We start from the raw sequence: 12,685 nt of genomic DNA, 5'->3' as shown, positions 1-12,685 counted from the left end.
CCCCTCCCCCCCCGCCCACCCTCCACCACCACCTCCAAAAACAGCCACGCCTGCCTGCCCCCACACGTGCCCGGGGTCTCGCCACGCGGCGGCCCCAGCCCCGCGCCCCGGCCGTCCGTCGATCCCGCCTCCCGGCCGCCCGGCAACCCCGCGCCCCGACTGGCCTGCGGTCCCGCGTCCGGGCGTCCCGGCGGTCCGGAGCCCGGGTGGTCCGGCCGTCCAGCAACGCCGCGCCCCGGCTGACCGGCGTCCCGGCCGTCCGGCAATCCGGTGCCCCAGTCGTCCCGTGCGCCGTGGCCCCCGCGACCCGGCTGGCCCGCGATCCCGCGATTCGGCTGTCCTGGATCTCGCGAGCCGGTGATCCGGGCGCGTGAGACCCCACGGCCCGGTGATTCGGTGATCGGTCGTCCAGCGATCCGGGCGACCAGGATCGGGCGCCCTAGCGGCCCGGCGCTCTCGCCACCGGATCTCCAAGGGCGACCCGGATCTCCAAGGACGCCCCGGTAGTCCGGGGGCCGGCCCGCTACTTCAGACACCCAGTACTTCAGCACGCTGGCTGTCCCGGCCAGCCCATCGCTCTGGTCGGCTGGTCAATGGCGGAGTGGCCTCTCGTTGTGTTGCTGGCTGGGGGCAGGTCGCCGGGAGCGTTGGGGTCGGAGGCGGGAGTGGGACCAGGTGGCTATGGCTGCTAGTGCTGTGGCTGTCGCCAGGGCGGGGGCGCCGGCCGCTGTGGGGGAGAGGGGCGGGGTCTCCGGACTGGGAGTTCTGGGAGTTGGGGGCGGGGTGGGTTCGGGGATGTGGAAGACCGGGAGCAGGCGGGGGGAGGGCGGGACGAGGAGGGACAGTGGGTCCAGGTAGGTGCGGCCGCGGCGTAGGCCCCAGTGGAGACAGGGGGTGTCGCAGTGGTACGGGCCCGGCTGGAGGACTGCGACCGGTTGGCCTGCTCTGACGCGGTCGCCTTTGCGGACCGTGGGGCGCACCGGCTCGTACGTGATGCGCAACGGTGGTCGGCCGGAGCCGGGCAGTTCGATGGAGAGGACGCCTCGGTCGGCGACCTTGCCCGCGAAGGAGACGCGGCCGGGGGCGGCGGCTCGTACGGTCGCTCCGGCCCGCGAGACGAGGTCCACGCCGCGGTGGCCGGCTGCCCAGGGGGTGGGTGGGGGCAACCAGGGGCGTGCGATGGATGGACGCGCGCCGGCCGGCCCTGTCACTGGCCACGTCCGGGTTTCGGAAGTCCCCTCCGGTGGGCTCGGCCCGGGGCCGGAATTCGCGTCCGGGCGGTACTCCGATGACGCGACTCCGGTGACGGGGCGGGCGTGTGCGGCCGGTGTGAGGTGAGGTGAGAGCGCGGTGCCGGTTGCGGTCGGGGCGTTGTGGTTCGGCTCGGGGGAGAGCGGAGTGAAGAGCGCCGGGCCGAGCAGGAGTACGCAGCCGATCATGCAGCCGAGCGCGCAAAGGGACAGGCTCAGGATGGCGGCCGTGTTCAGGGGGGTGCGCGCCCTCGCGCGGGGGATGAGCCGGCCGGGAGGCCGGGACGCGAGGTGGGCGAGTAACCGCATGACAGGGAGAGGGAGCAGGAGACCTGTCAGCCACCGGCAAGGCGGGCCAGGCGGCAGAGGCCCTGGAGGTCGACAGGGCGAGGACGGCGGTCCAGCAGAGAACCGCGGAAGCCGGAGTCGGGGAAGCCGGAGACGGTGTGAGTGGCGCATGGCACGACCGTGGCGGATCAGGGGAAATCCGGGGGATCTTGGTCGGGAGCTGTGGACCGCTCCGCGGTTGTGGACAACGCCGTCACGCGTGTGAGTGAAGCGACCCCGAGCTGACCCTCCTCACCGCCGAACCCCATCCCACCCGCAGCATGTCGCTAGGCGGTTCGGCGGTCCCGTACACTTCTTGTGGCGATCCGGGTGACCGGGTCGACTTCGCACGCCCCGCCACCGGCGCGTGACTCCCCGTGCTTCGCAAGGAGCGCAGTGGAGGCGCAGCGCACACGGTGGCCGCGTCCCTCGGTCCTGAACAGGTGTCCCGGTACATGCCGGAGCCCCCGTGCAGGCAGGCGCGCAGGGGCGTCAGGCACAGCGGCCGCCCGGCCGCGGTGGAACCGAGAAACACGAGGAGAACGGCCATGGCCGTCGTCACGATGCGGGAGCTGCTGGAGAGTGGCGTCCACTTCGGGCACCAGACCCGCCGCTGGAACCCGAAGATGAAGCGCTTCATCTTCACCGAGCGCAACGGCATCTACATCATCGACCTGCTCCAGTCGCTGTCGTACATCGACCGCGCCTACGAGTTCGTCAAGGAGACCGTCGCCCACGGCGGCTCCGTCATGTTCGTCGGCACCAAGAAGCAGGCCCAGGAGGCCATCGCGGAGCAGGCGACTCGCGTGGGCATGCCCTACGTGAACCAGCGCTGGCTCGGCGGCATGCTGACCAACTTCTCGACCGTCTACAAGCGTCTGCAGCGCCTCAAGGAGCTCGAGCAGATCGACTTCGAGGACGTCGCGGCCTCCGGTCTCACCAAGAAGGAGCTTCTCGTGCTCTCGCGCGAGAAGGCCAAGCTGGAGAAGACCCTCGGCGGTATCCGCGAGATGCAGAAGGTGCCCAGCGCCGTCTGGATCGTGGACACCAAGAAGGAGCACATCGCGGTCGGTGAGGCCCGGAAGCTCAACATCCCGGTCGTCGCCATCCTCGACACCAACTGCGACCCCGACGAGGTCGACTACAAGATCCCGGGCAACGACGACGCGATCCGCTCCGTCACCCTGCTCACCCGCGTGATCGCCGACGCCGTCGCCGAGGGCCTCATCGCCCGCTCCGGTGGCGCCGAGGCCAAGGGCGAGAAGGCCGCCGGCGAGCCGCTGGCCGAGTGGGAGCGTGACCTGCTCGAGGGCGAGAAGAAGGCCGAGGAGCCCAAGGCCGACGAGGCCAAGGCCGAGGAGAAGCCGGCCGAGGCGCCCGCCGAGGCCGCTGCCGAGGCCCCCGCCGCCGAGGCCGAGGCCGAGAAGCCGGCCGAGCAGGCCTGACACCTCAGCATCGGATGATGACGGCGGGGGCCGGTGCCACAAGCACCGCCCCCGCCGTCCACCCGTAGATCTTTCGACTTTCGAGAAGAGACTCAACAGATCATGGCGAACTACACCGCCGCTGACGTCAAGAAGCTCCGTGAGCTCACCGGCGCCGGCATGATGGACTGCAAGAAGGCGCTGGACGAGGCCGAGGGCAACGTCGACAAGGCCGTCGAGGCGCTGCGCATCAAGGGCCAGAAGGGCGTCGCCAAGCGCGAGGGCCGCTCCGCCGAGAACGGCGCCGTGGTCTCCCTGATCGCCGACGACAACACCTCCGGCGTCATCGTCGAGCTCAAGTGCGAGACGGACTTCGTCGCCAAGGGTGACAAGTTCCAGGCCGTCGCCAACGAGATCGCCGCGCACGTCGCCAAGACGCAGCCCGCCGACATCCAGGCGCTGCTCGCCTCCGAGATCGAGGCCGGCAAGACCGTCCAGGCGTTCGTGGACGAGGCCAACGCCAACCTCGGCGAGAAGATCGTCCTGGACCGCTTCGCGCAGTTCACCGACGGCTTCGTGCTGGCGTACATGCACCGCACCATGCCCGACCTGCCCCCGCAGATCGGCGTCCTCGTCGAGCTCGACAAGGAGAACGCCGAGGTCGCCAAGGGCGTCGCGCAGCACATCGCCGCCTTCGCGCCGAAGTACCTCTCCCGCGAGGACGTCCCGGCGGACGTCGTCGAGGCCGAGCGCCGCGTCGCCGAGGAGACCACCCGCGCGGAGGGCAAGCCCGAGGCTGCCCTGCCGAAGATCGTCGAGGGTCGCCTCAACGGCTTCTTCAAGGATGCGACGCTGCTGGGCCAGCCGTACGCGCTCGACAACAAGAAGTCCGTCGAGAAGGTCCTCCAGGAGGCCGGTGTCACCCTGAAGCGCTTCGCGCGCATCAAGGTCGGCATCTGACCTGAGCGGAAGCCTTGCCGTCGGGCCACGGCCTTCGGGGCCGAGGGCCTGTCGCAGGGCAGCGAATGACCCGCGGCCCCGCTAGGGTCGTACGCAGTCGGCCGCTCACCGGCCGACCGCAGATGTGACGAGGAGGCCATTGCCGTACAGGGATCTGACCAGACCCCCGGCAATGGCCTTCTTCGTATGTGCACGAGGAGAGCGCAATGAATCACGGTGCCGACGACGCTGACAAAGCCCCCGAGACCCACAAAAAGGGCAAGGGGCGCTTCCTTCTGAAGCTTTCGGGGGAGGCGTTCGCCGGCGGCGGGGGACTGGGTGTCGACCCCGACGTCGTGCACGCCATGGCCCGTGAGATCGCCGCCGTGGTCCGTGACGGCTACGAGATCGCCATCGTGATCGGTGGCGGCAACTTCTTCCGCGGCGCCGAGCTGCAGCAGCGTGGCATGGACCGGGCCCGCAGCGACTACATGGGCATGCTCGGCACGGTCATGAACTGCCTGGCCCTCCAGGACTTCCTGGAGAAGGAGGGCATCGACTGCCGCGTGCAGACCGCCATCACCATGGGCCAGGTCGCCGAGCCGTACATCCCGCTCCGCGCCATCCGCCACCTGGAGAAGGACCGCGTCGTCATCTTCGGTGCGGGCATGGGCATGCCGTACTTCTCCACCGACACCACCGCCGCCCAGCGCGCCCTGGAGATCGACGCCCAGGCCATGCTCATGGGCAAGAACGGGGTCGACGGCGTCTACGACTCCGACCCCAAGAAGAACCCCGACGCGGTGAAGTTCGACGCGCTCGAGTACGGCGAGGTCATCACCCGCGACCTGAAGGTCGCCGATGCCACCGCCATCACGCTGTGCCGCGACAACAAGCTCCCGATCCTCGTCTTCGAGCTGCTCGCAGAGGGCAATATCGCGCGCGCCGTGAAGGGTGAGAAGATCGGCACGCTCGTCAGCGATCAGGGCACCCGGGCCTGACGGCCCGCACCGCCGCGGATCCGTACGGGCAGCACGTGTTCGTACGGCCGTACGGAAGAGCACGTCCGTACGCGCCGTACGGACGGCATCCCCGTACGCGCGGCAACTCCCGGCCGTGGGAAGACCACGGCACGGGGATGGACAACCGCCTGCCGGTCGGACACCGTGCAGGAGAAGACGCGCGCAGGGGCGAGGCTCTGCTTCTTACGATTAAGACCAGGAGCAAGTGGTGATCGAAGAGACCCTCCTCGAGGCCGAGGAGAAGATGGAGAAGGCCGTCGTGGTCGCCAAGGAGGACTTCGCCGCGATCCGCACCGGGCGTGCGCACCCGGCGATGTTCAACAAGATCGTGGCGGACTACTACGGTGCCTTGACGCCGATCAACCAGCTGGCGTCGTTCTCGGTGCCCGAGCCGCGGATGGCCGTGGTGACCCCGTTCGACAAGAGCGCGCTGCGCAACATCGAGCAGGCCATCCGCGACTCCGACCTCGGCGTCAACCCGAGCAACGACGGCAACATCATTCGCGTGAACTTCCCGGAGCTCACTGAAGAGCGCCGCAAGGAGTTCATCAAGGTCGCCAAGAACAAGGCCGAGGACGCGAAGATCTCGATCCGCAGCATCCGCCGCAAGGCCAAGGAGACCCTCGACAAGCTCGTCAAGGACAAGGAGTCCGGCGAGGACGAGGTGCGCCGCGCCGAGAAGGAGCTCGACGACACCACCGCGAAGTACGTCGCGCAGGTGGACGAGCTGCTCAAGCACAAGGAATCCGAGCTGCTCGAGGTGTGATGAACGAGTCATCCTGGGGGGCCCGGCCCTCGCCCTCGGCGGGCGGGACCCCACCCGGCGCCGGCCCATGGGCGGCCGGCACGGGACCGACCCCCGGCTACGGCTGGGAGGGGCCACCGGCCCCGTCGGCGGGTCCCGTGCACGACCGGGCCGCGGCAGCGCAGACTCGGCCCATGCCCACCGTGCCCGACGCAGGCGGAGACCAGGACGACCACCGGGACGATCGGGGGGCCGCTCGGCTGAGTGGCCCCCTCTTCCGCGATGACCACCCCCAGGAACCCATGCCCACAACCCCGCCGGCACCGGACGACAGCCCCTCTTCGGACAAGCCGGCGAAGAAGAGCGCGGGCCGCAATCTGCGGGCCGCCATAGGGGTGGGCGTCGGCCTCGGCGCGGTCATCGTGCTCTCGCTGTTCGTCTACAAGCCCGTCTTCGTGGGCGTCGTCGCGGTCGCCGTGGTCGTCGGGCTGTGGGAGCTGACCTCCCGCCTCGCGGAGCGCAAGGACATCCGCGTACCGCTCGTACCGCTCGCGGTCGGCGGTACGGCGATGATCGTCGCCGGGTACGTACGCGGGGCCGAGGGCGCCTGGGTGGCGATGGCGCTCACCGCGCTCGCCGTCCTGGTCTGGCGGATGACCGAGGCACCGGAGAACTACCTGCGGGACGTCACGGCCGGCGTCTTCGCGGCGTTCTACGTACCGTTCCTCGCGACGTTCGTCGCCCTGATGCTCGCGGCGGATGCCGACGGCCCGTACCGGGTCCTCACCTTCCTGCTGCTCACGGTCGTCAGCGACACCGGCGCGTACGCCGTCGGCTGGCGCTTCGGCAAGCACAAGCTCGCCCCCCGCATCAGCCCCGGCAAGACCCGCGAGGGCCTCGTCGGCGCGGTGGCCTTCGCCATGGCGGCGGGCGCGCTGTGCATGGAGTTCCTCATCGAGAACGGCGCGTGGTGGCAGGGCCTGCTCCTGGGCCTTGCCGTCGCCGCCAGCGCCACCCTCGGCGACCTCGGCGAGTCCATGATCAAGCGCGACCTCGGCATCAAGGACATGGGCACGCTGCTGCCCGGCCACGGCGGGATCATGGACCGGCTGGACTCCCTGCTGCCGACGGCCCCGGTGGTCTGGCTCCTCCTGGTCATCTTCGTCGGCACGGGCTGACGCGGACACCACCGTTCCACCCCACAGGCCCCCGCGCGAGCTGCGCGGGGGCCTGTGATCTTCTTCGGGTGCCTCACACGGTCAAGGGCACCGGGTGGATCTCATCGGCCCGGTGACCGGCGCGTTCGTGGACGCGCTGGACCGCGTCGGCCGAGGGGGCCTCGGAGAGGCAGTAGACCGTGCCGGACCCCGGGTCCGCCCACGCCTTTTCGAAGTGGACGCCTTCTTCCTTCTCGATGGCGAGGTCGGCCTGGTGAGCCTGCCGCAGCTGGTCGGCCGTGAGGTCCTTCATCCCGTGGTGGACGTCCATGAACTGAGCCATGGCACTGCGCCTCCTTCCGGTTCACGCGTCCCGGCCCCGAACCGCGCCGAGCCCGCGTACCAGCGCCGTCACCTCCATCCTCTGCCCGCACGCCCGCACCGGCGACCGGGAAGGCCACGGCCGGCAGGCGCCGGCGGTACGGCGGAGGGTGACGGCTTCCACGCTGCTTCCCACCAGGGGTGGGCCGAATGATCTGCCACACTGGACGGACCATGCCTGCACCTGGAGAACTTACTTTTGTCGCGCCGCGCGGGGCCAAGAAGCCGCCGCGGCATCTTGCCGATCTTTCGCCTGCTGAGCGCAAGGAGGCCGTGGCGGCGATCGGGGAGAAGCCGTTCCGCGCCAAGCAGCTTTCGCAGCACTACTTCGCGCGGTACGCGCACGACCCGGAGCAGTGGACGGACATTCCCGCCGCGGCGCGCGAGAAGCTGGCGGCCGAGATGCTGCCGGAGCTGATGAGCGTGGTGCGGCACATCTCGTGCGACGACGACCAGACACGCAAGACGCTGTGGAAGCTCTTCGACGGGACGCTGGTCGAGTCGGTGCTGATGCGGTACCCGGACCGGGTGACCATGTGCATCTCCTCGCAGGCCGGGTGCGGGATGAACTGCCCGTTCTGCGCGACGGGGCAGGCGGGGCTGGACCGGAACCTCTCGACCGCCGAGATCGTTCATCAGATTGTTGACGGTATGCGGGCGCTCAGGGATGGGGAGATTCCTGGTGGGCCGGCGCGGCTGTCGAACATCGTGTTCATGGGCATGGGTGAGCCGCTCGCCAACTACAACCGGGTGACGGGGGCCATCCGGCGGCTGACCGACCCCGAGCCGGACGGGCTGGGGCTGTCGCAGCGGGGGATCACCGTGTCCACGGTGGGGCTGGTGCCGGCGATGCTGCGCTTCGCCGACGAGGGCTTCAAGTGCCGGCTGGCCGTCTCGCTGCACGCGCCGGACGACGAGCTGCGGGACACGCTCGTGCCGGTGAACACGCGGTGGAAGGTGCGCGAGGTGCTGGACGCGGCGTGGACGTACGCCGAGAAGTCCGGGCGGCGGATCTCGATCGAGTACGCCCTGATCAGGGACATCAACGACCAGGCGTGGCGCGGGGACCTGCTCGGGAAGCTGCTCAAGGGGAAGCGGGTGCATGTGAACCTGATTCCGCTGAACCCCACGCCCGGCTCGAAGTGGACCGCGTCGCGGCCCGAGGACGAGAAGGCGTTCGTCGAGGCGATCGCGGCGCACGGCGTGCCGGTGACCGTGCGGGACACCCGTGGCCAGGAGATCGACGGCGCCTGCGGCCAGCTCGCGGCGTCGGAGCGCTGATACCGTAGCGTTCGAACATCTCCACACAGACATCATCCGACAGGGGAGCGCCACAGCGCTGAGAGTGCGGCAGGCCGTCGTGACGACGCCGCCGCAGACCCTTGAACCTCGCCCGGGTCATTCCGGGTAGGAAGTTCGGTCTTACTCATGCTGTTGCGCCCTGCCCGCGGCGCCGGTTCCGCCGGCCGCCGCGGGCAGGGCCGCGTCTCTTCCTGGCCAGCCAGGAGGACTGATCAACGGTGACCACCGGCAGAAGAAGAACCGCAGCGCTCGGGCTCGCGGTGACGCTGGGCGCCATGACGCTCGCCGCCTGCGGCGGCTCCGGCAGTGACGAGGCGGCGGACACCAAGACCGTCAAGCTCGTCACCCACGACTCGTTCGTGGCCTCGAAATCCGTGCTGAAGGAGTTCGAGAAGCAGAGCGGGTACAAGGTCCAGCTCGTCAAGGGCGGCGACGCGGGCAAGGCCGTCAACCAGGCGGTGCTGACGAAGGACAACCCGCAGGGGGACGTCTTCTTCGGGATCGACAACACGCTGCTGTCGCGCGGGCTCGACGAGGGGCTCTTCACGCCGTACGAGGCCAAGGGCCTGGCCGAGGTGCCGGAGAAGCTGCAGCTGGACAAGGCGCAGCACCGTGTCACGCCCGTCGACTACGGCGACATCTGCGTGAACTACGACAAGGCGTACTTCGCCAAGCACAGGATCGCGCCGCCGAAGACGTTCGCTGACCTCGTGAAGCCGGTGTACAAGGGGCTGCTGGTCACCGAGAACTCGGCCACGTCGTCGCCGGGGCTGGCCTTCCAGCTCGGGACCATCGCCGAGTACGGCAAGGGCGGTTGGCAGGGCTACTGGAAGAAGCTCAAGGCCAATGACGTCGAGGTCGTCGACGGCTGGGAGCAGGCGTACTACGAGCGGTTCTCGGGCGCGGCCGGCAGCAAGGGCGACAAGCCGCTGGTCGTCTCCTACGCCTCCAGCCCGCCCGCCGAGGTCATGGGCAAGAAGCCGGCGCCGAAGGAGGCGCCGACCGGCGTCGCCACCGGGACCTGCTTCCGGCAGACCGAGTTCGCCGGGCTGCTGAAGGGCGCGGCGAACGAGAAGGGCGGCAAGGCGCTGCTGGACTTCCTGATCAGCAAGAAGTTCCAGGAGGACCTGCCGCTGCAGATGTTCGTCAACCCGGTGGTCGAGGGCGCGAAGGTGCCCGAGCTGTTCACCAAGTACGGGCAGAAGATCGACGACCCGAAGACCGTGGCGTCCGAGGACATCAGCAAGAACCGCGAACAGTGGATCAAGCAGTGGTCCTCGCTCGTCGTGAAGTAGACCCCGGAGCGGACCGGGGCGGCGAACGGTTCCGGCCGGGGCGCGGGGCGGACGCGCGCCGGCCGGCCGGGCGGGCCACGGCCACCCGGCTCGCGCTGATGGCCGTGCCGTTCGTCTTCTTCGTGCTCTTCTTCGCCTACCCGGTCGCCATGATCGTCGGCCGGGGGCTGCGGGAGGGCGGGAGCTGGCAGTTCGGGCAGGTGGGCGAGGTCCTCACGGATCCGGACCTGCTGCACGTGCTGTGGTTCACCGGGTGGCAGGCGGCGGCTTCCACGGCACTCACGCTGCTGATCGCGCTCCCCGGCGCGTACGTCTTCGCGCGCTTCGAGTTCCCCGGAAAGGGGTTGTTGCGGGCGGTCGTCACCGTGCCGTTCGTGCTGCCCACCGTCGTCGTCGGCTCCGCCTTCCTGGCGCTCGTCGGCCGCGGCGGCCTGCTGGACGACCTGTGGGGCGTACGGCTGGACACGTCGGTCTGGGCGATCCTGCTCGCGCACGTCTTCTTCAACTACGCGGTGGTCGTACGCACCGTGGGCGGGCTCTGGAGCGCGCTGGACCCGCGCCAGGAGGAGGCCGCGCGGGTGCTCGGCGCCGGGCGGTTCGCGGCCTGGCGGCGGGTGACGCTGCCCGCGCTGGCGCCCGCGGTGGCCGCCGCCGCCCTGATGGTCTTCCTCTTCACCTTCACCTCCTTCGGGATCGTGCAGATCCTCGGGGGCCCGCGCTTCGCCACCCTCGAAGTGGAGATCTACCGGCAGACCGCCGACTTCCTGGACTTGCCGACCGCGGCGGTGCTCACCCTCGTGCAGTTCGCCGCCGTACTCGGGCTGCTCGCGCTGCACGCCTGGACGGTACGGCGGCGCGAGAGCGCACTGAAGCTGGTCGACGCCTCCCGTACGGCGCGCAGGCCGCGCGGCGCCGGGCAGTGGGCGCTGCTGGCGAGCACGCTCGTGGTGATCGCCGTACTCCTCGTGCTGCCGCTCGTCGTACTCGTCGAGCGGTCCTTCGCCGGGCCCGACGGCCACGGCCTGGTCTTCTACCGCGCGCTGCAGGCCGCGGCCGGCGCCGACTCGACGTTCACCGTGCCGCCGCTGACCGCCCTGTGGAACTCGCTCGCGTACGCGGTGGCCGCCACCGCCATCGCGGTCGTCGTCGGCGGGCTGGCGGCGGCCGCGCTGACCCGGCGCGGCGGCCGGCTCGTACGGGGCTTCGACGCGCTGCTCATGCTGCCGCTCGGCGTCTCCGCCGTGACCGTCGGCTTCGGCTTCCTGATCAGCCTCGACGAGCCGCCGCTGGACCTGCGCGCCTCGTGGTGGCTCGTACCGCTCGCGCAGGCCCTGGTGGGCGTGCCGTTCGTCGTACGGACCATGCTGCCGGTGCTGCGCGCGGTGGACGGGCGGCTGCGGGAGGCCGCGGCGGTACTGGGGGCCACGCCCTGGCAGGTGTGGCGCGAGGTGGACCTGCCGCTGGTGCGGCGCGCGCTGCTGATCGCGGCCGGCTTCGCGTTCGCCGTCTCGCTCGGCGAGTTCGGCGCGACCGTGTTCATCGCGAGCCCGGACCGGCCCACGCTCCCGGTGGCCGTGGCACGGCTGCTGGGCCGCGCGGGGGAGCTCAACTACGGGCAGGCGATGGCCCTGTCGACCATTCTGATGGTGGTGTGCGCGGGAGCGCTGCTGGCCCTGGAGCGGGTACGCACCGACCGGACGGGAGAGTTCTAGGTGACCGACGACCGGACTGACGGCCCCCTCCTGCGCCTGGCCGGGCTCACCGTGCGCTTCGGGGCGCACGCCGCGCTGGACACGGTGGACCTCGACGTCGCCGAGCACGAGACGGTCTGCGTCCTGGGGCCCAGCGGCAGCGGCAAGTCCACGCTGCTGCGGGTGATCGCCGGGCTGCAGCAGGCCGACGCGGGAGAGGTCGTACTCGATGGCCGGAACCTGCGTACCGTGCCCACCCACCGGCGCGGCGTCGGGCTGATGTTCCAGGACCACCAGCTCTTCCCGCAGCGCGACGTGGCGGGCAACGTCGCCTTCGGGCTGCGGATGCGCGGCGCCGCACGGGCCGAACAGGAACGCAAGGTCGCCGAACTGCTCGACCTGGTCGGCCTGCCGGGCGCCCAGCGCCGGGCCGTCGGCTCGCTCTCCGGCGGCGAGCAGCAGCGCGTCGCGCTGGCCAGGGCGCTGGCGCCCAGCCCCCGGCTGCTCATGCTGGACGAGCCGCTCGGCCAGCTCGACCGCGGGCTGCGCGAGCGCCTGGTGGTCGAACTGCGGCGGCTCTTCGGAGAGTTGGGGACGACCGTACTGGCGGTGACGCACGACCAGGGCGAGGCGTTCGCGCTCGCCGACCGGGTCGTCGTCATGCGCGACGGACGGATCGCGCAGACCGGTACGCCGCTGGAGGTCTGGCAGCGCCCCGCCGACGAGTTCGTCGCCCGCTTCCTCGGCTTCGACAACGTCGTGCCGGCCACGGTCACCGGCGAGGCCGCGGACACCCCGTGGGGCAAGGTGCCGGTCCCGGACGGTACGGCGGAGGGCGCCTGCCGGCTGCTCGTCCGCCCCGCCGGCGTCCGCCTGGTGCCGGCCCGCGAGGGCCTGCCCTGCACGGTCGCGGCCCGCACCTTCCGCGGTACGCACGTCTCCCTCCGGCTGCGCCCGGCGGCCGGGCCCGAACTGGACGCGGCCTGCGCGCTCGCGGCCGCGCCGGAGGTGGGCGAGAGGGTCGGCGCGGCGTTCGTCGCGGAGGACGTGGTGGTCCTGCCCGCAGGCAACTGACCCTGCGGGTAAACGACTGACGCGCCCGCACGCGGCCGACCTGCGCGTACGCCTCCGAGAGGCAGGGGGGCCACCGGC

The 12,685-nt window shown here is 70.8% G+C and carries 11 protein-coding genes; 9 read left to right on the top strand and 2 right to left on the bottom strand.

The features are described 5' to 3' along the window. Positions 1-590 precede the first annotated feature (590 nt). Positions 591-1,439: a murein hydrolase activator EnvC family protein gene (locus IF04_RS37935; RefSeq protein WP_078601128.1), complete on the bottom strand. Its 849-nt coding sequence runs from the start codon at positions 1,437-1,439 to the stop codon at positions 591-593. Between the two features lie 686 nt (positions 1,440-2,125). On the opposite strand from IF04_RS37935, the gene rpsB reads away from it, so the two are divergent. The 5 genes from rpsB to IF04_RS36240 all read left to right on the top strand — a co-directional run bounded on the left by rpsB (position 2,126) and on the right by IF04_RS36240 (position 6,885). After that, positions 2,126-3,022 carry a 30S ribosomal protein S2 gene (gene rpsB / locus IF04_RS0133095; RefSeq protein WP_030266539.1) on the top strand — a complete coding sequence of 299 codons (897 nt, stop codon included), beginning with the start codon at positions 2,126-2,128 and terminating at the stop codon, positions 3,020-3,022. 102 nt (positions 3,023-3,124) lie between these two features. Next, positions 3,125-3,961, top strand: a complete 837-nt coding sequence (gene tsf / locus IF04_RS0133090) for a translation elongation factor Ts (RefSeq protein ID WP_030266536.1) — start codon at positions 3,125-3,127, stop codon at positions 3,959-3,961. A 206-nt stretch (positions 3,962-4,167) separates the two neighbouring features. After that, a complete protein-coding gene (gene pyrH, locus IF04_RS0133085; RefSeq protein WP_030266533.1) occupies positions 4,168-4,941 on the top strand; it encodes a UMP kinase in 774 nt (257 codons plus the stop codon). Between the two features lie 229 nt (positions 4,942-5,170). Beyond that, complete coding sequence (frr, locus tag IF04_RS0133080) at positions 5,171-5,728, top strand: ribosome recycling factor (protein WP_030266530.1); 558 nt, start codon at positions 5,171-5,173, stop codon at positions 5,726-5,728. Then, a complete protein-coding gene (locus IF04_RS36240; RefSeq protein ID WP_030266527.1) occupies positions 5,728-6,885 on the top strand; it encodes a phosphatidate cytidylyltransferase in 1,158 nt (385 codons plus the stop codon). Before frr ends, IF04_RS36240 begins: the two co-directional genes overlap by 1 nt. A 73-nt stretch (positions 6,886-6,958) precedes the next feature. Here IF04_RS36240 and IF04_RS0133070 read toward each other — a convergent pair whose 3' ends face one another. Then, positions 6,959-7,207: an SCO4226 family nickel-binding protein gene (locus IF04_RS0133070; protein ID WP_030266525.1), complete on the bottom strand. Its 249-nt coding sequence runs from the start codon at positions 7,205-7,207 to the stop codon at positions 6,959-6,961. A gap of 212 nt (positions 7,208-7,419) precedes the next feature. Between IF04_RS0133070 and rlmN the strand changes: the two genes are divergently transcribed. The 4 genes from rlmN (at position 7,420) to IF04_RS0133050 (ending at position 12,607) form a co-directional block, all read left to right on the top strand. Next, complete coding sequence (rlmN, locus tag IF04_RS0133065) at positions 7,420-8,526, top strand: dual-specificity RNA methyltransferase RlmN (protein WP_030266522.1); 1,107 nt, start codon at positions 7,420-7,422, stop codon at positions 8,524-8,526. A 296-nt stretch (positions 8,527-8,822) separates the two neighbouring features. Then, on the top strand, positions 8,823-9,842 hold the full coding sequence (locus IF04_RS0133060; protein ID WP_051831790.1) for a thiamine ABC transporter substrate-binding protein: 1,020 nt from the start codon (positions 8,823-8,825) through the stop codon (positions 9,840-9,842). A gap of 98 nt (positions 9,843-9,940) precedes the next feature. Further along, on the top strand, positions 9,941-11,554 hold the full coding sequence (locus tag IF04_RS0133055) for an ABC transporter permease (protein ID WP_030266516.1): 1,614 nt from the start codon (positions 9,941-9,943) through the stop codon (positions 11,552-11,554). Continuing rightward, a complete protein-coding gene (locus IF04_RS0133050) occupies positions 11,555-12,607 on the top strand; it encodes an ABC transporter ATP-binding protein (protein WP_030266514.1) in 1,053 nt (350 codons plus the stop codon). The last annotated feature ends 78 nt before the right edge of the window (positions 12,608-12,685 follow it).

Origin of the sequence: Streptomyces violens, assembly GCF_000717745.1 — a bacterium.
In the GTDB taxonomy this organism is placed as follows: domain Bacteria; phylum Actinomycetota; class Actinomycetes; order Streptomycetales; family Streptomycetaceae; genus Streptomyces; species Streptomyces violens.
Note: the sequence above shows the minus strand (reverse complement) of the source record. Positions and strands in the feature narration are given on the sequence as shown.

Coding starts and splice junctions, on each gene's coding strand:
- IF04_RS0133070 (WP_030266525.1), bottom strand. CDS start 7,207: ATGGCTCAGTTCATGGACGTCCACCACGGGATGAAGGACCTCACGGCC.
- tsf (WP_030266536.1), top strand. CDS start 3,125: ATGGCGAACTACACCGCCGCTGACGTCAAGAAGCTCCGTGAGCTCACC.
- IF04_RS36240 (WP_030266527.1), top strand. CDS start 5,728: ATGAACGAGTCATCCTGGGGGGCCCGGCCCTCGCCCTCGGCGGGCGGG.
- IF04_RS37935 (WP_078601128.1), bottom strand. CDS start 1,439: ATGATCGGCTGCGTACTCCTGCTCGGCCCGGCGCTCTTCACTCCGCTC.
- rlmN (WP_030266522.1), top strand. CDS start 7,420: ATGCCTGCACCTGGAGAACTTACTTTTGTCGCGCCGCGCGGGGCCAAG.
- rpsB (WP_030266539.1), top strand. CDS start 2,126: ATGGCCGTCGTCACGATGCGGGAGCTGCTGGAGAGTGGCGTCCACTTC.
- pyrH (WP_030266533.1), top strand. CDS start 4,168: ATGAATCACGGTGCCGACGACGCTGACAAAGCCCCCGAGACCCACAAA.
- IF04_RS0133060 (WP_051831790.1), top strand. CDS start 8,823: ATGACGCTCGCCGCCTGCGGCGGCTCCGGCAGTGACGAGGCGGCGGAC.
- IF04_RS0133055 (WP_030266516.1), top strand. CDS start 9,941: ATGGCCGTGCCGTTCGTCTTCTTCGTGCTCTTCTTCGCCTACCCGGTC.